Genomic DNA, 21,806 nt, shown 5'->3' with positions numbered 1-21,806 from the left:
GATCATCTCCCTATTCTTCATCGTCTGCGACATCGTACGCCATTTGAAACAATATCATTTGGCTATCTATTTCTTCTTCTCCTTCTTTTCGCTTGACATAATCGTATTCCCCACGTTCATTTTGTTCGCGCGCTTTCACGTTGTCGGAAAGCAAGATGTGCAATACGTCAATGAGCCGCTGTTTTAATTGTTGGCGGAAAATTGGAAATAAAATTTCAATGCGGCGATCCATATTGCGCGTCATCCAATCGGCTGAAGATAAAAAGACGCGCTCTTGCCCATGATGGTGAAAGTAATAGACGCGGCTATGTTCTAAAAAGCGGCCGACGATGCTGCGGACGCGAATGTTTTCGCTCACACCTTTCATTTGTGGGCGCAAACAACAAATGCCGCGCACAATTAAATCGATTTGTACCCCCGCTTGCGATGCTTCGTACAGTTTCATGATGAGCTGTTTGTCCGTTAGCGAGTTCATTTTAGCGATGATGCGACCGTCACCGTATTGCTTATGGTAACGAATTTCTTCGTCGATGAGCTGTAAAAACCGTTGCCGCAAATCAAACGGGGCAACAACAAGATGATGAAACTCCGGCTTCTCCATGTAGCCGCTTAAATAATTAAAAAAGTTTGTCGCATCTTCACTAAATTGTTCATTGGACGTAATGAAACCGAAATCGGTGTAAATTTTGGCGGTTGCATCGTTATAATTGCCCGTCCCTAAATGAACGAACCGCTCAATTTTCCCTTGTTTTTGCCGAACGATCAACGTAATTTTACTATGTGTTTTTAAATGCGTCATCCCATAAATGACGTGGCACCCTGCTTTTTCAAGTTCCTTCGCCCATTGAACGTTATTTTCTTCATCGAAGCGCGCTTTTAATTCAACGAGGACAGTTACTTGCTTGCCGTTTTCCGCCGCTCGCTTTAACGCTTCAATAATGGGTGAATCGCCACTGACGCGATACAACGTCTGCTTGATCGCCAACACGTCTGGATCATCTGCCGCATCGGAAATAAAGTCAATAATCGGCTGAAACGACTCGTACGGATGATGAAACAACAAATCGCGTTCTTTCGCCTTTTCAAATATATCTTCCTCATCATCTACATCTTTTGGCGGCTGCGGAATGAGCGTTTGAAAAACGAGATGTTCTTTATAGCGCGCCACTTCATGATAAAACGAAAATAAAAACGTGAAATCAATCGGCCCGTCTATTTTGTACACATCTTTTTCGTGAATTTCTAACTCATCTAATAAATAATCAAGCACCCATTCGTCAAACCCTTTTTTGCTCATTTCTAACCGGACGGCCGCGCCCCATTTTCGCTTTTTTAATTCTTTTTCAATTTCTTTTAATAAATCGCGCGCCCCTTCTTCATGAATCGTTAAATCGGCATTGCGCGTAATGCGAAATTGCGTAACAGACGAAACGGTGTACCCTTTAAATAACGTATGAATAAACGTCGTAATCACATCTTCTAACAAGGCGTACGCATGCATATCGTTTTGTTTAGGTAAAGGAATGAAGCGACTTAGCACGGACGGCACTTGCACGATCGCTAGTTTTTTTCGTTCATCATCATCTTCTTCGTCATCTTCGAGCACGATCGCTAAGTTTAAACTTTTATTTAATAACATCGGAAACGGGCGATACGCATCGACAGCCATCGGCGTTAATACAGGGAAAATATTTTTCATAAAATACGTTTGTAAATATGTTCGCTGTTCATCGTCCCATTCGTTTGGGGCAAGCAAATATACCCCTTCCTCATGCAACATCGGCAACAACGTCCGATTGTACATGTCGTACTGCCATTTGACAAGCTCATGCGTTTTTTTCGCAATTTGCTTCAACTGTTCTTTCGGCGTCAGTCCCGCTTTATTTTCCGGCTTATTAAACCCGGCTTTTACTTGATCTTTTAACCCAGCGACGCGCACCATAAAAAACTCGTCCAAATTCGAGCTAAAAATCGCTAAAAATTTAAACCGTTCTAATAGCGGGTTGCGTTCGTCCATCGCTTCTTGCAAGACGCGCTCGTTAAACGCGAGCCAACTTAATTCGCGATTGTTGTAATAGCGCGGATGGCTTAAATCCATTGTCATCCCTCCAAATAAAACTGTAATTGAATCGGTCGCTTCATTATTTTTTCAACGTGCTTTTTATGTTTTTCTGCTTGATATTCTTCCGCTTTAAACGATTGATTGCAAAACACGTGCATGACGATCGTTTCTTCTTTCAGTTCAAGCTGCACGCGGTTGACGATATTTCGTTTCGTATCGTTTAAGCTGTAAGCGAACTTTAACAACGCGCCAAGAAACCGAAGCTTTTTTTGTTCTGCGCGAGTAAACCATGTGTCAAAAGGTTGAATATATTGTTTAAACAACGTTTTATTTTTGAACGATGCGACGAGCGCAAGTTGCACGCGATCGCGATGGCTTAATCCGTCAATCGTTCGATTCGCTAAAATGTAAAACGTATGCTGGCTGCTTGCCTCTTCATCGACATATTGCCCTAAATAAAACACATGGGCAGCGCGCTTTAATAAGACGAGGTCTTCCCCTGCGAGCGGAAATAAAGCAAGGGCGCGCATTTGCTCAAACAGTTGAATGACGAGCTTTAACACATGTTGAACATCATTCGTGTTCACTTCGTAATCTTGCGCTAATTCAAAAAAACTTTCTTCTAATACGCTGGGAAACACCGTCGGTCCAAACTGTTCGTAAAAAATGCCGTCGCGCAACCCTTTTCGGCTTAAAATAAACGTCGTCGCATCGACCGTTTCATATAACGTTTGAAATACTTCAACGGCGGGAATAATTAAATCCGCTCGGTCTTTCGATAACGCCTCCACTTTTTGTAGCTGGTCGAACGTGAGCGAGCGCAAATATTTTTTCACTTGAACGATATGTTCCCGTTTCATTTCGTATTGATGAATGCCTGCAATCGGATAGTTTTGCAGCATTTGATGCACTTGCACGACGTTGCGGGCGCTTCCTCCGATGGCGATGATCGGCAATCGGCGTTGCTTCAACCAAGGCAACGATTGAAATTGCTTATCAATATATGCGCGCAACGTTTGTAGCTCTTCATCGGTCGGAACGTTTCCTGAGACGAAATCGCGCTTTAACGACAACGCTCCAAACGGAAAACTATAATAATCAACAAGTTCGCGGTTGTAAAAATACGTCACTTCCGTACTTCCTCCGCCTACATCGACGGTAATGCCTTCATAAAACGACGTCGATTGAACGACAGCTAAAAAACCGTAGTATGCTTCTTCATATTCGGATAAAATACGCATATGAAAATCCGTTCGTTCGGCGACGATGCGAACGATGTCATCGCGATTGCGCGCTTGACGAATCGTTGCCGTCGCCACACATTTGACATCATGGAGGCGATGAAAGCGCGTCACATCTTGAAACGTCAATAATCCTTCTAAAAGAATATGCAATCCTTCATCCGTAAATAATCCGTCTTCTGTCAAATAGTTGCGCAAGCGAGCCGCGATTTTTACGTTTTCTCGTTCGCGCAATCGTCCGCTTTTGCTTTGTTCGTAAATGACGAGACGCATCGTATTCGAGCCAATATCAATAATGCCGTATTTCAACGTTCGTCCTCCCTCATATAAAAAAATAAATTGAAAATTTTCCAAAAACATAAGTCATCGTGTATAATAAAAGTGTACCAAAATAAAAAAAGGAGTGAAATGCGAATGGAAACTGTTGAATGCACCGTTGAAAATTTATCGGTTGCGCTATTTACCGTCAACCGCCATGCGAAAGCCGCTTTAAATCCTTCGTACTTGTATTTGCTTAAGAAAAAAACGATTGAAAAAATGCTTGCAGAAGGAAAGGCGAAAAAAGTTGGGCTTCATTTTTCCCGAAACCCGAAGTACAGCCAGCAAAAATCAGATGTGCTTGTGGCGATCGGCGCGTATTACTTCCATATACCTCCAACAAAAGAAGACTTCAAGCAGTTGCCTCATCTCGGTGCGTTGGACGACTCTTATCGTAACCCTGTTGCAAAAATGCCGTTGTCTCAAGCAAAACGACTACTGCAAGCATATACGGGCATTTCGCCGGAAGATGTACAACCGAAGCCGAAACGTTACGACCCGTTTCGTACTCACCGGTTCGGGAAAACATTTCGCTAAGGACAAGCTCATCCCATTCTTTCTTACTTTATTATATTACACAAAAGGGCGGCCTCTTAATGAGATCGCCCTTTCTCACGTTGGACTAATTGTTCAAATTGTTCAGCGGAAAGCGGCTTGCTGAAGTAGTAGCCTTGGGCGCGGTCACAGCCTTCTTGCTGTAAAATTGCAAGCTGTTGTTCCGTTTCGACCCCTTCCGCAACAACTTTCATTTGCAAACTATGCGCCACTTGAATGACGGCGCGCACAATCGACAAATCGTACGAATGTTTGACCATATCTTGTATAAATGAACGATCAATTTTAATGATATCAACCGGCAACCTTTTTAAATAGTTCAACGATGAATAGCCTGTCCCAAAATCGTCGACGGCGAGCTGAAGCCCTAAATGTTTGAGCGATTGCAGCTGCGCAAGCACGTCATCCATATGATGCATCGCCATACTTTCAGTAATTTCTAACTTTAAACAAAACGGATCTAACTCGTACATTCGCAACACGTGTTCGATATGCTTGACGAAATCGGCCTGCAAAAATTGTTTAATCGAAATGTTCACACCCATTTGTACGTGCGGCATCCCTTTTTCTCTCCATATTTTGCTTTGTTCACACACTTGCCGCAACACCCAATCGCCAATCGGCTGAATGAGGTTCGTTTCTTCTGCAATCGGAATAAACGTCGCCGGTGAAATCCAGCCGCGCTTCGGATGAAACCAGCGCAACAACGCTTCGACAGCGACAATTTGCCCGGAAGCAATGTCTATAATCGGCTGATAGTGGATCGTAAATTCATCGTTTTTCAACGCTTTTCGAATGCTATGTTGAATGTACAATTTTTCTTCGTTCGTCTTTTTTAGCTCGTTCGTATAAAAACAATATGTATTTCCACCGTTTTCCTTCGCCGTTTCTAACGCTAAATCGGCGAGTGAAACGAGCGTCGGCCAGTCGGTTGCATCATCTGGAAATACGCTTACACCAATGCTTGGTGTCACCGTTAATTCATGTTCAGCTAAGTAAAAGGGTGTAGAGAAGGACTGAATGACGTCGTCTATCGCACGGCGTATGTCATGCCGTTTCGCCGTATAAAAAGCGAGAAAAAATTGGTCGCGATCTTGCCGCGAAATGACGAGATGTTGATGCCGTTGCAGCCGCTCTACCACTTGTTTTAACAATTCATTTCCGCACTCATAGCCAATTAAATCGTTAATAAATTTAAAACGATCTAAATTGAGTGACAATAATGCGAAAGGCTCACGCTCGTTCATTCGCTCCCGAAGCATATGTTGAAACGATTCGTACGACAATGCTCCTGTCAACGAATCGTTATAGTCGTCCGTCGCTAACAAAAAGAAACCGGTCCAAACGATATGCGATTGAAACAAATGAACGTGCACATACGCAGGACGATCGTCAACGACTGTTTTTCCGCGCCATACGTTCGCATCGCGCAATGAAGAGACGATGTCGTCGGTACGCTCAACGAACTGATGAACGTCATAGTAACGACCCGATAGTTGTCGTAACAATGAATCGTCCATGTAAACAATCGTTCCGTCCCGATCGGTAATAAAGAAAAGAGCGTATTGATGAAGATGTTGCCCAACGGTCTCCCATTTTATCAATGGAGGGTGTTGGGACATATACTGCTGTTCGTTCATGTTGTAATCCTCGCTTTTTGTTTTCTTCCTCCTTCTTTTATTAAACCATATGGCATGATGATTGAAAATAATTTTTCATAAAGAAACGGAAATTAGTCAATTGTTCCTGTACGTAAAATCGACACGTGCATATCGACATCTATTTTTGCGTTGTCATATAATTTTTGCCATTGTTTATCCGTCAACTGCAATGCGCGCACCGAGTGGTCGTATATTTGTCCGAAGCCGATCGGATCGGTGTTGTATGCTTTTAGCTTATTTAGTAAGTGCTCTATTTCTTTTTTCATTTGTTTTTCAATCGCCCGCTCAAGAATGTGGACATTCGCTTGCATAATCGGCTTCATTTTTTCGGACATCTCTAAAATTTCTGCTTGCAGCTTGACGGTGACGCGAAAATGCGGAGCTGGCTCTCGGCTAATAAGTTTGATTTTTCGTTTTGTTTTTATCTCATTGATAACGATATTGACTTTTTTTGTCTTTTTATTTATTAATAACGGAGCGACATCATCGCGCGACACTGTAATATTTTTCAACCCTGCGTTATACTGTGATGCTAATATTTTAATATAAAAACTTTCATCAAGCCGTACCGTCCCGACAAATTTGTCGCCGCGAAATAGCGCCACTTTTTCAATAATCGGTTTATCGTCACGCAACGATAAACAAGGTAAAATCGGGTCTTTTCCGACATCGTAATAACTATGAATAAACTCATGTAACGTTGCAGCTAAAAGCGATTCGCTGCGCAAGTTTTTTTCAATTAACCGATATAAATACGTCCCGATGTCTGGAGTATCTTCATGCTTTTTACTTTTCACGATTTGTTTTGCGCTCGGCTCCCCGACGGCTAAATAAACGAGCGAACCGATATTTGCATCACGCTGCAGCGTATCGGTTAACGTAAAAATCCCTTCTTTTTCGGCGAGCTCTTTTCCGTATACGATCACACGAATTTGCCCTGATCCTAAATCGTGGCTCGTTTGCGCTTCTAAATCTTGGCGAAGTCCTTTGCTCGTTTTATTTGCTGCTTCAATCACTTCAGACATAGACGACCCGCTCGTTTGAAACGAAAGCATCACGGACGCCCCTTCATATAACTTCCCTTTTTTATCAAATCCAGTAGCCGTAATGATTCCTTGTCTTTCAAGGACGCGTGGTTGCACACATCCGCTTAATAACATCATACAAACGATCAGCCACTTCATCTCGCGCTCCCCTTTGTCCATGTTTTTATGCGCACAAATACGTACAATATAAACGGATAAACAAAACTAAGCCAAAATCCGTACCACCCGACTTGATCAATAAATTCGTTAATGGTAGCGCGCTGTTGAAATAATATCGCAACGAGAAATGAAAGGAAACCGAACACGAATAACATATATTTTTGCTTTATATGAAAAAGCGCTTTTCCACCGCGCGTCATCGCCCACATAAACATAAGCAAGTTAGGCAAAATGACGAGCAGCCAAAGCGGAATAACGATGTATTCAAACCGTTCAATAAACGGAAATTTGACGATCGTAAACATCGACAACGACGCCCAAATGGTCACATCGAGCTGCTTCGGGCTAAAAAAAGCGATCGCAATGATTGTCACTACCGCTACGAGAAACGTCGTCAACATGACGCCAAGTTGAGCATAACGATGAACGCGCCCTTTTTCTTTCACAAACGGATAAATGACGTACAACACTTCAAATCCGAGCATCGTATACGCCGTTTTTAACACCCCTTTTGCCATTTGTGTCGGCGTCGCTTCAAAAACAGGCTGTAAATGAATCCATTCCGCATATTTAAGCGGCTGAAAGACGACGATGACAATCCAAATGGTCATAAAAAACGTTAAAAAACTAACGCCCGCAACGAGCCGAAATCCCCCACCATATAGGGCGTATACCGTTAAAATAACTAAAATAAGCAATCCACCCCAAAGCGGAAAATCGGGATACATCCACGTTAATGCCATTTCAACGTAACCAAGCAAAATGGACGTATACGCCATTAAAAAGTAGGCAACAACGAGCGCGTTGGCGATCCAGCCGAACACGCGCCCATACACGAACGTATGAAGCGAAAAAATGTTGTCATGTTCCGTTGATGTTAACGTTTTATATATGACGAAAACGACGAGATGAATCCATAATCCGCTCAGCAAAACAGCAATCCATGCATCTTGGCGCGCTTCAACAAAAATGACGCGCTGCACGCCGACGATGCCAAGACCGATTTGTGCAGTATGGATGAGAAAAAACACGAGGTAAGCGTTAATCGACAGCCGTTCGTTTGGCGTTTTCATCATTCATCCAAATCCTTTCGTTTCATCGCTTCACGCCATGAAAAGCGACGGGCGTTTTGCGGACGATTCGTTTTCGGACGCTCGCTATAAAACTTTTGTGGCAAACGAATGAGCGCATATTTCATATCGGCGAAACGAAACGGATAAATGGGCGATACGTACGGGCGCCCAAGCGATGTGAGTTTTAATAAATGAATAAGCAACAGGCTGACGCCGATCAATATACCGACAAGTCCCCAAAGCGCCGCTAATAAAATAATCGGAAAGCGTAAAATACGGATCGTTGCGCCCATCTCATAACTCGGCGCCGTAAATGAGCCGAGCGCACTTAACGCAACAATAATAATGAGCACGTTGCTCGTAAATCCCGCATCGACTGCCGCTTGTCCAAGGACGATACCGCCGACGATACCCATCGTTTGGCCGACTTTTGTCGGCAAGCGCGCTCCTGCTTCGCGCAACAGCTCAATCATAAATTCAAGAAACAACGCTTCAATGACGGGAGGAAATGGGACGCGCGAACGCGATTCGCCAATCGTCAAAAGCAAAGCGGACGGAATGACTTCGTAATGATACGTAATGACAGCAACATAAAGCGGCGATAAAAAAATGGAAGCAAAAATGCCGAGCATGCGAATCGCGCGCAATACAGTGCTCATCGTCCAACGTAAATAAATATCTTCTGTCGTTTCAAAAAAGCTAAAAAACGTCGTCGGACAAATAATGACGGTCGGACTTCGGTCAACGAAAATGCCGATGCGTCCTTTCATTAAACTGTACGCTAGTCGGTCAGGAAGCTCCGTTAATAAATATTGCGGAAAAATCGTGTATGCGTGATCGTCCAATAGTTGAGCTAATACGGAACTGTCGATCACTTCGTCAATGTGAAGCTCAGACAGCCGTTGCTTTACCGTTTGAACGTTTTCTTCATCGGCAATATCTTCGATGTACACGACGCGCACTTCAAGCGAGTTGCGCATCCCGATCGTCATTTTTTCCGTCACTAATTTCGCATCGGTCACATTTTGGCGCAAAATGCGAATGTTTGTATCAATCGACTCCGTAAACGACATTTTCGGCCCGAGGACGAGCGATTCCGTTTCTGCCTTTTCAAGCGAACGTTCTACTTTTTCAGCGATGTTAACGGCAAGTCCGCGCGCTTCTCCTTCGATATATATACATGCCCAACCGTCGCGTATGTAAGACGCCATCTCTTTTTCTGTTTCACATACGCGCACCGCACCGATTGGCAAACAGCGAGCGAGCTGTTTTAACGATACGTCTTCTTGGTCATGAATAAATGCCAACACGTTTTGTTGCAAGTGGTCATGATTAATTAAATTGCTTAAAAATAAGACGTCAACCGTTTTTCCTTTGCATTGGACGCGCCGGCACATCAAATCTGGCGAGTGGGCAAGCTGTTTGGCAACCTCATTAACTCGATTTTTTTTCAAAAACCACATCGTCTTGCCCCCTTTTTCTTCCGCTTCGTTTTTTCCTAGTTTGCAATACATCGCGTTTTTTATGCAAAAAAAGAGGAAACCTTATTTGGCTTCCTCTTGAGAGAGCGGAATAAAAATTTCTCCTTGCCGCTCTTTATTTAATAACATTTGTAAAATCGTTTTCGATAGTTGGCTCGGTTGATATGGCTTTACAAAATAACTATTCGCCCCGAGCGCCAATCCTTTCTCCCGCTCTTCTAATGCGGAAGAAATAATGATTGGGATGTGCGCAAGCTCGTCATTTTCTTTTAGTTGTTTTAACACATCCCATCCGGACGCGTTATGCTCCTCTAACATAATATCTAGCACGACCGCATCCGGCTTTTCTTTTTGAATGAGCTCGATCGCTTCTTTTCCCTCTTTCACATGTTTGACGCGAAATCCGCTATCTTTTAATTCCGCTTCTAATAGCGCCGCTAAATTTTCATCATCTTCAACAATCACGACATGCGCATGCGCTTGTTTGTCATCGTTGTCGCGCTCATCTTCCTCACCAGGCGCCAAAGCGACGAGCGGAAGAGAGACGGTAAACGTGCTTCCTTTTTTCAGCTCTGATGTGACGCTCACTTCCCCTTCGTGCGCTTTCACAATTTCTTTCACGATCGCAAGCCCAAGCCCTGTTCCACCGATGCGGCGGCGGTCGGAATTATCGACGCGATAAAATTTTGTAAATATGTTCGGCAACGCTTCTTCTGGAATGCCTAATCCTTCATCTTTTACGTCGATGCATAGGCGATTGTTTTGTTCATATATGCGCACAGTCACGTTGCCGCCATCTGGGGAATATTTGATGGCGTTGCTAATTAAATTCGTAAACACTTGCGCCAATTTATCGCGGTCGCCGAGCACGATCGTTTTGTCCGTCTCTTTTTGAATGTGAAACGTATGAACGGTCGTATTCACTTTTTGTGTATCAACGACATGTTCAATAATGGAGACGATATCTTCGTATTTTTTATCGTACGTTTGCTTTCCTGACTCCATGCGCTGCACATCTAAAAAGTCGTTAATGAGCGCCGTTAACCGTTTTGCTTCTTGATAAATGGTCGTTAAATATTTCTTTTGTCGCTCTGGCTTCAATTCCTTCGTTAACATCAGTTCCGTAAAGCCGAGCACGCTCGATAGCGGCGTGCGCAATTCGTGGCTGACGGTGCTGACAAATTCGGACTTCATTTGATCGACTTCAAACTGTTTCGTAATGTCGCGGTGGACAAATACCGTCCCTTGTCGTTCCCCATGGCGATATAACGGTTTCGCATATACTTGCATCACTTTCCGCTTTTGTGGCAAATGGTACACAAACGGTTCATGTTCTTCATCGCCGTTAAAAATAATGGCTCGCAAATAGTCACATAACTTTTCTCCTGCATCAGACTGTTCAACTAAGCCGCGCGCCCATTGTTCGTAGCTTGCCCCTTCCAGTTCAGCGATCGTTTCTTTTTGAAACAAGTCGGCCATTTGTTTATTGACGATGACGCTATGGCCGTCGCGGTCAACGAGGTGAATGCCTTCTTGCACCGTATTTAAAATATGTTGTACCATCTCACGCGCTTGCTCCGTCTGTTCGTATAGCTCTGTTTTTTGTAAAGAAATCGATATTTGTCTCGTTAAGCCGACATATTCTTGCACTTCTTCATCTGAAAACGGCCCGCCAAAGCGGCTGAACACTAAAATAGCTTGCACATCGTCTGTATTCGAAAGAACAGGTAAAAAAATGTCGTGCACGTACATCGTCTCTTCATGATATCCTTTTTCCGACGCTGCGACTTCGCGTTTTAACACGAACGGCTTTTTTTGTTCAAACAATCGTTGATGCAATCCGTTGTATACGTACGTTAAAAATTGTTCAACCCCGTATGGCGACAAACCGAACGACGCATACGTTTTTTCATCGTTCATTAACACGATCATGCCGCGGTCAGCTTCCATGATGCGCGCCATATGAAAAACGATGCTTTGTAATACGTCTTGCCGATCGAGCGAATTCGATAAGCTTTGAATAAAGTCGTTATACCGCTTTAATTCCCGTTCGCGCGCTTGCATCGCTTCAAGCGCTTGTTCGAGTTCTGTTTGTTGCAGCTCTAGCTCATCTTGTTGGGCAAGCAATTCTTCGTTATGCGCCATTAACGTTTCCTCTTTATCTTGAATGCTCGCTAACATTTTCCGAAACGCTTGAGCGAGCTTCCCAATTTCATCTTCGCGAGCGGTATGGACGACGTCGTCGTTATGCACTTGCTCATCTTTTGCGATTTTTTCTGCCATGTTGGCGAGAGCACGAAGCGGCGTCCCGATTTTTTTCGTCATGATGCGCGCGATAATGATGAGCAAAAATAACATGAAAAAGACGAATACGATAAACGCCGTTTGGGCCGTTTGCTGCTCGCTACTTAACTGCCGAAAAGCGCTATCTAACTGATCGTTTAAGCTTTGCTTATACGCTCTCATTTGAAATTGAAATTGTTGAATCGACGCGGTGCCACCATTTTCTGATAAGCTTAATACTTTTTGTATATTGCCGTTTTCAAACGCTTCAATCGCTTCAGGAACGAGACGTCCGAAATAATATTGCGCAAATTGGCGCGCCTTCACGATAAATTGCGTATCTTCTTTCGTTGTTGCTGCACTTTCTAACAGATCGAGCGCAGTTTGAGCGTTTTCTTGTTCGCGAAAAATGCTTAACTTAAACTCTTTTCGGCTGAATGCTAAATAGCCGCGCGCATCGGAAAACGCTTGGTTGAACGCCCGTTCAATTTCTTGTGCGTATTTCATTTTCTTTTCGATTTCGTTCTTTTTTTGTTCAAACGACGCCACTAACGAGGATTGATACGTCGAAAGGGCAGTCGCTCCGACAATAAAGACGACTAAAAATGATGAAACTAGTAAAACAAACTGTCTTGCTAAACTTTGCCGAAAATAGTTACGCATCTTCTCCATGTAAAATCGCCTCAATTCGTTCGACTAATTCAAGCGGGCTGTACGGCTTTGCCATAAAGTAGTCAGCGCCGGCCGCCAGCACGCGCTCTTTGTCCGCTTGTTGACTTTTTGCCGATAACATCATAATCTTTACATGTTTTTTATCGGGCATATTGCGCACATGTTGAATAACTTCTAAGCCGGTATATATTGGCATCATATAATCGAGCAAAATTAAGTCGTAATCGTTTTGTTTAATCATTTCAATTGCTTCTTCACCATCGCACGCTTCATCAATATCATGCCCTTCATCTTCGAGCGTATCGACGACAAGCATGCGCAACACTTCTTCATCTTCTGCTAATAAAATTTTCGCCATTATCGTTTCTCCCCTTCTATTCGTTTATATGTCTCTTTCACAATCGTGTACGATCGCTTAAGCCGCTCATGATATGTCGGCTCCTCCCACGCGTCCCACGTGTACGTGTAAAACTTTTTCGCATCTAGCATATGTCCTTCTTTTGCTGGATACGAAAATTCATCTTCATATACGCCGACGCGCATGCCGGCAATCGTTCGACTGCTCGCCAGTCCTTCTTTCCACATATCTCCCATCACTTCATGCATGCTCGGGTCTTTCACATTTAAGAGCGCCCACGGGATGCGAATTTCATATCCATCTTTTTGTTTGCTGACGCTCACGTCCGTTAACGAATTGTACGCTTCATCGTTCGGGTTCGCTGTGCCAAACGTCATAATGCCCGTTTCGTAAAAGTCAAACGGATACGTTTTTCCTTTAATTTGTAACTTTTTATTGAGCGTCAAACGAATCGGATGATATACGCCGTTATTTTTTTTGTTCGCATATGGGAGGCGATCAATCATTTGCAACATATGTCCATAATGATAATAAAATGAATCGTAATAACTATCAATCCATAGTCGTCCTTCTTTTTCACCGCGCAAATGAAGGGCGAAATCGACGCCTTCTGTTCGCACGTTCGGCACATCGAGAATGGTCGATTGTCCTTGATCTCGGATCGTGTCAAACAATATATAAACGTCTTTGTTTTGCTTAACGGTTGTGTCGTAACGAATGTAGACGTACCGCTCGTCGCTTGTCATATAGAGCGCGCGGCCATGTTGTTGAAACGCAGGACGGATGCGGAGAAACTCCCAATCTTCCTTTCTTCCATCTACTTTTATCATCGTCGTTTCATTTTCGGTCGGATCAAAGCTAAGCAAGCCGAATTGTTGCTCGTTCGTTTGGGCATTGGACCAAAACGGACGCCGATCAGGATTGTCGTAGTCCATCGTGTTCCACGTTCGTTTAAACCATTCGTCTTGCCATGTGAAAATAAAGCCCCCTGCCATGCGTTCATGAACGATGTCTTCAAATAGTTTTTTGTTTATGAGCCCTTGTTGTTGTTCGGAATGAAATCCTTGATTCATGCCGTATACGTTGCGATGCGTCATGCCGCGCGACGATGGCACGCCAAATTCGGCGACGACGATCGGCATACGATGCGCTCGTTTCATATCGTGCAAATAGCCGGCATAGTTGTTTTTCTCACCGCGATGATCGATATAATTGACATATTTCGGCTCATAGTTTAAAAAGTCTGGATAATACGGATAAATGTGATACGAAGCAAATAAGCCGCTATGCATCGCTTTTGTCGCATATATGACGTTCGGATTGACCGATACGAAATCTTCTTTTTCTAACGGTTCGCTCGGATGAGTTAACAAATCGGTTGTCACCCAGTTCGTAAAGCTGACTGGCCGTTGCCAGCCGTACGTTTTCGTTTCATAAGCAATCGCTTCATCCATCATGCGCGCCAGCCAAATTTCAAACGGCGACGCTCCTTTCGTGTACACATATTCCCCCTCGTAATCACGTAAACCGGCATGCTTCATATTCGTCGCATGAACGACGGTCGGCTCCCACTCGACACCGAAAATCCAGCCGAGCACATACGAGGAAATGTCGTATGCATATATGCCGCTTGCATGCCCCGGGCGCGGAGCAATCGCTGCTTTCCCATGAACGATATCGATCGTTCGCTTTATTTCTGCGACAAACTCATCTGTATTTTCTTTTGCAAACGCATCGTTTGTACGTAAAAACGTTTCTTCATTTACCCACACCCCGTGAAATAAATATAAAGGCTGATCTGCCATTTCGTTATATTCATAAAACGCTTCGTAAAACGCCGGTGGATGAATCGTGTACACACGAACGGCGTTGGCATGCATCGCGCCAATTTGTTTAAACCATCGGAAATATTGTTCTTTCGTAATCGCTGTTTCCCCCGGGAAATGACCCGGCTTTGCGATCCCCATATTCACTCCTTTTAACAACACATTTTCCCATTTTCCGTTTTTATACACTTGTACATATTGCTCTCCGACCCGACCAGCGAGTTGAATGCCATCGTCTGTTTTGGCGACCGTCCGCTCAACCGTTCGCTTTTCTTTGTCATGTGCATGTGTAAAAATCATTTTCATCATCGGGACGTACGCTTTCCAATAAAACGATGCGGTGCTGTTCGGATCGTGACGTACTGTCCATTTGCGCCATACGTCGATGCCGACCGTTTGATATATGCCCGGCACATCCGGTTGATCCGCATAATCGCCACAAAAGTAATACGCCTCATAGCGCGCATTGCGATGATGAACGATCGCTGGAAACGTCGTCGGCAAACCGATCGCTCGTAATTTGTCTTTTCCGCTTTTTGATAATGAAAGTGTATACGTCGCTAACACTTCGTCATCATATAGCGGCTTGACGATATCAAACCAATACGAATACGGAATCGAACCGCTCACGCCAAGCTCTTTTTCCCCTTTTTTTGTCGGAGTAAAAAGCACACCTCGTTTGCCAATTTCTTTTCCATGTAAAATGATGAGCCGGTCGTATTCATCGACGAGCACGTAGCCAGGTCCAGTAAACGCATATCGTTTATCGTATTGCTTTTCGTAGTTTTCTTTTACCCAAACAGGCACTTCGTCATCTTCAAGCTTCGGGAAATAACGGCCGATCCAGCCCGTCCATTCAACGTTTAATAAGGAGTAAAACGTTTCGCGAACAGATCGTTCCGTTGGGCTTGCGAACGAATTAAATTCGGCAATAAGCGTTTTGTTTCCTTCAAACATCGCATCGTGCAAGCGATTGACTTCTTGCTCTGTCAAACCGCCGTACACTTTTTCCGAGCGTTTCCCTTTCTTTTTTTCGGCCGTGAAATCATGTTCGTATACGCCGTACGTATCCGCCACGTAAATGACGTCGTACGATTGTAGCGATGTCGGCCATGGCCGTTCCTGTTTCGTTTTCGGCACAAAACCGACGTAATCTGTTTTTACATCGTAGCGCGATCCGTTTTGTTTCACATATTTTTGTTGATTTAATAGCCAAACGAGCCCTGCATGTTCGCGATACGTCTCATCGGGGACGGTTTTATTAATAATGAGCACGTCGAACGTTGTTTCTGGCTTCAGCTTCCATAACCAATACGGTGAAGAAATAGCGAGAAACATAAATAGTACGTATACAATGAGCCATCGTTGTCGTTTCATCATTTCGACACACCTTTTCTTTTCATTTCTCCCCAACCTTTTCTTTTTAAAAGCGCATCGACAATGCCTTCACAGCGCCATAATACCGTCAACGGACGATACCATAACGTCTCTGTAAAAGAGTAAAAAAAGAGGCGTACGACGTCTGAAACGCTCGAAAATTTCCGCACCGTCCATTCTTCTAACAATACAGCAGCCATTGAAAAAATCGAGCCGTACAACACGGAGACGAGAAATAGCAAAATGGCAAACTCGATATATACGTCGCCTAACATGAGTGAAATGACGATGAGTACATATCCGATCAGCTCGACGACAGGTCCGAAAAATTCAATGAGTAAAAAATAAGGCATCGAAATAAGCCCGATCGAGCCGTAGCGCGGGTTAAACCACATGCGGCGATGAAGCCAAAGGCTTTCAAGTAGCCCGCGATGCCAACGGCGGCGCTGTTTTCGTAAATCTGTCATCGACTCTGGTGCTTCCGTCCAACAAACCGGATCGGGTACGTACACAATTTTTTTATTCGCGTTCGTTTCTTTCACTAGTCGATGAAGACGGACGACAAGTTCCATATCTTCCCCAACTGTATGTGCATATCCGCCGGCGCGAATGACCCATTGTTTCGAAAACACGCCAAATGCGCCTGAAACGATAAGCAGTAAATTGTGGCGGCTTAGTCCGATGCGCCCCATTAAAAACGCGCGCAAATATTCAATGACTTGCATGACGACGAGCGGTTGACGGGATAGCGCGATGCGCACGACTTCTCCTTTTTCAATGTCGCAGCCGTTGGCGATGCGCACACTTCCACCTGATGCGATCACTTCTTCATCTGAGTCGATAATCGGCTTCATCACTTTTAAAAAGGCGCGCCGTTCAATAACGGAATCGCCATCAATCGAGCAAACGTACGGATAAGATGAAAAATTAATGCCTGCGTTTAACGCATCCGCCTTCCCACCATTTTCTTTATCGATGACGAATAAATGGGAAAACTTTCGCGAGCGATATACTGCTCGGACACGTGCCGTTGGTAGCTGTTGGCGAATGACGCGCTTCATTTCAACAAGGTCAAAATCCCGTTTCAATCGCTCAAGCGTATCGTCTGTTGATCCGTCGTTAATGACGACAATTTCATATTGCGGATACTCGATGCTCAAAAGCGACCGTACTGTTGCGAAAATGCCTACTTCTTCATTGTAGGCAGGCACTAAAATAGAAACCGGTTTCGTATAACTGACATCGAGCATTTCTTCATACGGTTCCCATTCGTCCAATTCGTACATGCGGCGCAATTGAACGAACGAAACAACGAGTAAAAACGTATAAAACAAAATGACCGCCAGCATAAAATAAAAGACGAACATCGCCGCCATTTCAATCATGTTCTCGACCTCTTTCTAACCATTCAAGCGCCATATCGCGCGCATAGCGATCGTCTGATGTTTGCGCAATATGTTCGAGTATGTCCAGTCCGTTCGGCATGCGCAACAACGCTTCTGCCGCTTGCGATCGAACGGAAAATACAGCATCTTTCATTAACAAAACAATATGATCGACCATTTCTTGCCGGCGCGTACGTGCGCACAGTCGTAATGCCATTAAACGCTCTTGCCAAACAGGAGATTGGAAATGAACGCGCAATTGTTCAACGTCGAGTGGATATGCCATTTGTGCTAACGCTTTTAATGCACGAACGCGATATTCGCTTTGTTCATGTCGAAGCAATGTACGTAAAAATGAGACGTGCGGAAATTTTTGCATAATGCCAATCATGTCAACGATCGCATATTGTATTTTTTCATGCCAATCGAAAAAATGATCGACCATTTTCGCAAACGTATCGTCGTCCATGCGCGATAAAATGAGGCGATAATCAAATTGCGTAAATGACTCGTCAACGTTTTTCATATATTCATATACGTGCGGATGTTGAAAAAGCGCAAACATGTTCAATAGTTGGCGCTTTTCCATCGTCGTTACACGTTTTTGTTCGTACATGTTTTCTAATTCGGGCAAAAGGGAGCGAAGCCTAAAATCTTCAATGTAAAAAAGGGCGTTCATTCGTCTGCCGAGCCGGCGATGATACAATTGCTTGCGCAAATAGTCGGCAAAATACGTTTCAGCTAACGATGTCACGCGCGCCTTCACACCGTTGGCGAGCACGCGGATAAAATGGTCGAGCAATTCGATCATCGCGACATATTGCGCAGACGAAGATGGAGCGGGCACTTGTTCATCTCCGTACGCTACATAACGAAGTAACATCGGTTCGTACAATCGTTTGTACGTCTCTACTTCTTTTTTCCAACGCGCGTCTTTTCTTTTTTGCACAATTAAATAAAGGAAGATCGCTAGCAAAATGATCCATAATGTCACGACGATCAAACTAAATAACATAAGTGGATTCGACATCGTTAATTCATCCTTTTTAACATATGACGTATTCTTGCTTCAAGCTCGAGCAGTTTAAACGGTTTCGTCATATAGTCATCCGCTCCAAGTTCAAGCGCGCGCGCAATATCGCTTTCGCTTTTTCGCGCGGTTAACATAATAATTTTGTAGCGCGACGCATCTTTTTTGTTGCGCAATTGCTGGAGCACTTCTAGCCCGTCTAATTTCGGCATGACGCCATCTAAAATGACGAGACACGGCTCTTTTCCTTCATGCCAATCGGATGATATAAATTGCTCTCCATCTTTAAACGTACGCAACTCGAGCGTCACTCGTTCTTTAGCGAACATTTTTTGTACGACATCTGTTACAATGGCACGCACGATCGCATCATCATCGACAATTGCCACTTTTACCGTGCGACGATACGACGTTTCTTGTTGTTTCGCTAAAACGACGCAGTTTCTTCCTGTATTTTTCGCCTCGTACAACGCAGAGTCTGCCAATTCGATCCAATATCCGATCGGTTTAGACGGGTCGTTCACTTCAGCAATGCCTGTCGAAAACGTGCATGAAAACGTCGTTTCACCGCTTTGAAACGGCATGCGTTCAAATTGTTCGCGCAATCGTTCGAACACAAGCAATGCTTCCCCTGCTTCTGTCGCCGGAAGCAACACGACAAATTCTTCTCCACCAAAACGAATCACGATGTCGCGCGCTCGTACGTTCGTTTGTAAAAACTGCGCGAATTGCTTGAGCACAACGTCGCCAATTAAATGGCCGTATTGGTCGTTAACCCGTTTAAAATAGTCAATATCGAGTACCGCCAAACAAAACGGCTCATGCGTGCGATGCCAGTCGCTTTTTAACTGTTCGTACGCTTGTTTTAAATATTTTCGATTATAGACGTGCGTCAATTCATCTAATAAAAGCAGTTCATCAATGAGCTTTTTCCGCTCGAGCTGACGGCGAATGCGCACGATAAATTCGTCGATAGCAAGCGGCTTCGGAATAAAATCGTCCGCGCCCATTTCGTAACTTTTCATGCGCGTCTCTTTTCGATCATCAACGCTCACTATAATCATCGGCACGAATTGTTGTTTTAGTTTTTCTTTTAAAAACGCTAATACTTCAAAGCCGTTTTTCGTTTGCATATGAATGTCGATGACGACGCAATCCGGGCGGACGTCATAAAAAGAAGCGACCGCTTTGATCGGATCAGCGATGGCGACGACATACCATCCGCTTTGTTCGAGCTGTTCTTTGACATACATTAAAAACGACGGGTCATCATCAATGAGTAAAACGGTCGGTTCGTCCCCTTTTTTCGCCCCTTGTTCATTTGATGCCACGTCTCCAATTTGATGTTCGTAACAAAGTTGAAAAAGCGGGGCGAGCCGCTCTTTCACTTCTTTTGCCCCCCATTTTTTTTGTTCATCTTCACCCCATTGTTCCATCAGCTTCCGAGCATAGTCGCCGATATCGTTCATGCCGATCATCGCCGCTGTACCGGCAATGGAATGAAGAAGACGATAGACGTCTTGATGGGCGATTTCTTCAACCATTTCCCATTCTTCTAACCGTTTGCGAATATTTTTCAAAAAGTGTTGGCGATATTTGTTGTAACGATCCATAACAATCCCCTACTGTTTTATAAAATGTATTGATCGATCACTTGAACGAGCTCCGCAATTTCTGGTTTACTCACTTGCGCTGTCGCACCGACACGCTCTCCTTTATGACGAAGGTCATCTGTAATGAGCGAAGAGAAAATGACGACAGGTAAATGTTTTAGTTTGTCATGTTCGCGAATGCGTTTCGTTAAATGATGACCGTCCATTTGCGGCATCTCAATATCGGTAATAACGAGCTGCACTTCGCTTTCAACTGGCTTTCCTTTTTCAACGATCGATTGTAAATAGTGAAGCGCATCTTCCCCATTTTCAAAAAACTCAACGTACACATAGCCCGCTTCAGCAAGCGTATCGTGAAGCAGTTTGCGCAAAAGCGGAGAATCTTCAGCGACGATTAACTTTTTATTCGAGCGGTCGCGTTGACCTAGTTTTTTCACGCGGTCGACGTGAATGCCTGATTGCGGATTAATGTCTACGACGATTTTTTCAAAATCAAGCAATAAAATCATGTTTCCGTTTAATTTCACAACGCCGATAATTTGGCTTTCTAATCCTTGATACATTTGCGACGGTTTTTCGATTTGCTTCCATGATATGCGGTGAATTTGTGTGACGTTATGGACGTGAAACACAACTTTTTGTTGATTAAACTGTGCCACAATATATTTATCTTGCGCTGGGTTTTGCGATGGTCCGAATCCGAGCGCTTTCGCTAAATCGATGAGCGGAAGCACCTCCCCGCGCAATTCGATAATGCCTTCAATGTACGGGTGCGCATGCGGCACTTTCGTCGGCGCGATCGGATGAATAATTTCTTTCACTTTAATGACGTTAATCGCAAAACGATTGTCACCAATTAAAAATTCGACAATTTCTAGTTCATTCGTTCCACTTTCTAACAAAATCCCATTTTTATTTTCCATAAAACAGCCCCCATTACGACATCATTTATTGCTATTTTATCATATTTCTTATGTGCAACGAACAAAATTTAATATAAGTACTCACTCACTTTTCGATTCGCGACGTTCGTGTCGATCGGGCAAAGGTCGGCATCGCGCCCGTATTGCCATATCCAGACGTTTGCGCGGCAGCTCGGGACGTTCGGGCGAAATGTTGGCGCTTTTGCCGCAGATGTCGTTCCTGGACGAGGATAAGAGCTCCATATGATCGTCTGTTGGGCGACGCGCTCATCGTTTTTTATCGCTTCACAATAAGCCTCACTAAACGCACCAATCGTTGGATTGGCATAAATCCCCGGACGATAGCCGCTCGGATAAAACGTATCGACCCATGCGCGAATCCATCCTTCATCGACTCGAAATTCATCTTCAATATTAGCAAAGATAGCGGTATTGTTCGGAATACCTAATCTACGCGCATGGAAAATGGCGTTTCGCGCCGCTATTTTTCCCTTTTCATATTGCGTCGCCTCGCGAAATGCATTGTAAATCGGAGCGATTTTTACCCCTCGCTCACGAATAAAGGCAATTTCTTCTTTCGTCAACCCGTCTGATACGTTCGGAACGGTCGTTACATATCTTCCCCAAAATTGCGGAAAGCCGTATTGTTGCCGCACGCATGTAAATAACGTCTCCGTCACTTTCGCTGCTGAATCGACACCCCACATGCATCATTCCTCCTTTTTTATACTTCCTTCCATATA

The 21,806-nt window shown here is 44.1% G+C and carries 15 protein-coding genes; 1 reads left to right on the top strand and 14 read right to left on the bottom strand.

Annotated elements, in window-relative coordinates:
- Positions 1-10: 10 nt before the first annotated feature.
- Together K1I44_RS07975 and K1I44_RS07970 are read right to left on the bottom strand one after the other, a co-directional pair.
- Complete coding sequence (locus K1I44_RS07975) at positions 11-2,098, bottom strand: RNA degradosome polyphosphate kinase (RefSeq protein ID WP_219985832.1); 2,088 nt, start codon at positions 2,096-2,098, stop codon at positions 11-13.
- A gap of 2 nt (positions 2,099-2,100) precedes the next feature.
- Positions 2,101-3,612, bottom strand: coding sequence for a Ppx/GppA family phosphatase (locus K1I44_RS07970; RefSeq protein ID WP_219985831.1), 1,512 nt, complete (start codon positions 3,610-3,612; stop codon positions 2,101-2,103).
- A 105-nt stretch (positions 3,613-3,717) separates the two neighbouring features.
- Between K1I44_RS07970 and K1I44_RS07965 the strand changes: the two genes are divergently transcribed.
- Entirely contained in the window at positions 3,718-4,158 is a 441-nt protein-coding gene (locus K1I44_RS07965) for a YkyB family protein (protein ID WP_003396650.1), read from the top strand.
- Positions 4,159-4,214: 56 nt separating this feature from the next.
- On the opposite strand, the gene K1I44_RS07960 is transcribed toward K1I44_RS07965, so the two are convergent.
- From K1I44_RS07960 to K1I44_RS07905, 12 genes are all read right to left on the bottom strand, one after another.
- A complete protein-coding gene (locus tag K1I44_RS07960; protein WP_219985830.1) occupies positions 4,215-5,816 on the bottom strand; it encodes a putative bifunctional diguanylate cyclase/phosphodiesterase in 1,602 nt (533 codons plus the stop codon).
- A 92-nt stretch (positions 5,817-5,908) separates the two neighbouring features.
- Complete coding sequence (locus tag K1I44_RS07955) at positions 5,909-7,021, bottom strand: Ger(x)C family spore germination protein (protein WP_219985829.1); 1,113 nt, start codon at positions 7,019-7,021, stop codon at positions 5,909-5,911.
- Positions 7,018-8,118 carry a GerAB/ArcD/ProY family transporter gene (locus tag K1I44_RS07950; protein WP_219985828.1) on the bottom strand — a complete coding sequence of 367 codons (1,101 nt, stop codon included), beginning with the start codon at positions 8,116-8,118 and terminating at the stop codon, positions 7,018-7,020. The genes K1I44_RS07955 and K1I44_RS07950 overlap by 4 nt, the downstream gene beginning before the upstream one ends.
- A complete protein-coding gene (locus K1I44_RS07945; protein ID WP_219985827.1) occupies positions 8,115-9,578 on the bottom strand; it encodes a spore germination protein in 1,464 nt (487 codons plus the stop codon). The genes K1I44_RS07950 and K1I44_RS07945 overlap by 4 nt, the downstream gene beginning before the upstream one ends.
- Positions 9,579-9,659: 81 nt before the next feature.
- Positions 9,660-12,551, bottom strand: coding sequence for an ATP-binding protein (locus K1I44_RS07940; protein ID WP_219985826.1), 2,892 nt, complete (start codon positions 12,549-12,551; stop codon positions 9,660-9,662).
- On the bottom strand, positions 12,535-12,909 hold the full coding sequence (locus K1I44_RS07935; RefSeq protein ID WP_003396658.1) for a response regulator transcription factor: 375 nt from the start codon (positions 12,907-12,909) through the stop codon (positions 12,535-12,537). Before K1I44_RS07935 ends, K1I44_RS07940 begins: the two co-directional genes overlap by 17 nt.
- Entirely contained in the window at positions 12,909-16,115 is a 3,207-nt protein-coding gene (locus tag K1I44_RS07930) for a hypothetical protein (RefSeq protein ID WP_219985825.1), read from the bottom strand. The genes K1I44_RS07935 and K1I44_RS07930 overlap by 1 nt, the downstream gene beginning before the upstream one ends.
- On the bottom strand, positions 16,112-17,497 hold the full coding sequence (locus K1I44_RS07925) for a glycosyltransferase family 2 protein (protein WP_219985824.1): 1,386 nt from the start codon (positions 17,495-17,497) through the stop codon (positions 16,112-16,114). Before K1I44_RS07925 ends, K1I44_RS07930 begins: the two co-directional genes overlap by 4 nt.
- Positions 17,490-18,527, bottom strand: a complete 1,038-nt coding sequence (locus K1I44_RS07920) for a HEAT repeat domain-containing protein (RefSeq protein ID WP_075039406.1) — start codon at positions 18,525-18,527, stop codon at positions 17,490-17,492. Before K1I44_RS07920 ends, K1I44_RS07925 begins: the two co-directional genes overlap by 8 nt.
- Positions 18,528-18,529: 2 nt before the next feature.
- Positions 18,530-20,140, bottom strand: coding sequence for a diguanylate cyclase (locus K1I44_RS07915; protein ID WP_219985823.1), 1,611 nt, complete (start codon positions 20,138-20,140; stop codon positions 18,530-18,532).
- 17 nt (positions 20,141-20,157) lie between these two features.
- Positions 20,158-21,063: a chemotaxis protein gene (locus K1I44_RS07910; protein ID WP_219985822.1), complete on the bottom strand. Its 906-nt coding sequence runs from the start codon at positions 21,061-21,063 to the stop codon at positions 20,158-20,160.
- A gap of 68 nt (positions 21,064-21,131) precedes the next feature.
- Positions 21,132-21,770, bottom strand: a complete 639-nt coding sequence (locus K1I44_RS07905) for a glycoside hydrolase domain-containing protein (protein WP_219985821.1) — start codon at positions 21,768-21,770, stop codon at positions 21,132-21,134.
- Positions 21,771-21,806 lie beyond the last annotated feature (36 nt).

This window comes from Anoxybacillus sp. ST4 (assembly GCF_019448545.1).
Lineage (GTDB): Bacteria > Bacillota > Bacilli > Bacillales > Anoxybacillaceae > Anoxybacillus > Anoxybacillus pushchinoensis.
Note: the sequence above shows the minus strand (reverse complement) of the source record. Positions and strands in the feature narration are given on the sequence as shown.

Bases quoted from the DNA above. Each gene is read 5' to 3' on its own strand.
- K1I44_RS07940 (WP_219985826.1), bottom strand. From the start codon at position 12,551: ATGGAGAAGATGCGTAACTATTTTCGGCAAAGTTTAGCAAGACAGTTT.
- K1I44_RS07910 (WP_219985822.1), bottom strand. From the start codon at position 21,063: ATGGAAAATAAAAATGGGATTTTGTTAGAAAGTGGAACGAATGAACTA.
- K1I44_RS07975 (WP_219985832.1), bottom strand. From the start codon at position 2,098: ATGGATTTAAGCCATCCGCGCTATTACAACAATCGCGAATTAAGTTGG.
- K1I44_RS07965 (WP_003396650.1), top strand. From the start codon at position 3,718: ATGGAAACTGTTGAATGCACCGTTGAAAATTTATCGGTTGCGCTATTT.
- K1I44_RS07955 (WP_219985829.1), bottom strand. From the start codon at position 7,021: ATGAAGTGGCTGATCGTTTGTATGATGTTATTAAGCGGATGTGTGCAA.
- K1I44_RS07950 (WP_219985828.1), bottom strand. From the start codon at position 8,118: ATGATGAAAACGCCAAACGAACGGCTGTCGATTAACGCTTACCTCGTG.
- K1I44_RS07930 (WP_219985825.1), bottom strand. From the start codon at position 16,115: ATGATGAAACGACAACGATGGCTCATTGTATACGTACTATTTATGTTT.
- K1I44_RS07905 (WP_219985821.1), bottom strand. From the start codon at position 21,770: ATGTGGGGTGTCGATTCAGCAGCGAAAGTGACGGAGACGTTATTTACA.
- K1I44_RS07945 (WP_219985827.1), bottom strand. From the start codon at position 9,578: ATGTGGTTTTTGAAAAAAAATCGAGTTAATGAGGTTGCCAAACAGCTT.
- K1I44_RS07960 (WP_219985830.1), bottom strand. From the start codon at position 5,816: ATGAACGAACAGCAGTATATGTCCCAACACCCTCCATTGATAAAATGG.
- K1I44_RS07935 (WP_003396658.1), bottom strand. From the start codon at position 12,909: ATGGCGAAAATTTTATTAGCAGAAGATGAAGAAGTGTTGCGCATGCTT.
- K1I44_RS07915 (WP_219985823.1), bottom strand. From the start codon at position 20,140: ATGGATCGTTACAACAAATATCGCCAACACTTTTTGAAAAATATTCGC.
- K1I44_RS07920 (WP_075039406.1), bottom strand. From the start codon at position 18,527: ATGTCGAATCCACTTATGTTATTTAGTTTGATCGTCGTGACATTATGG.
- K1I44_RS07925 (WP_219985824.1), bottom strand. From the start codon at position 17,497: ATGATTGAAATGGCGGCGATGTTCGTCTTTTATTTTATGCTGGCGGTC.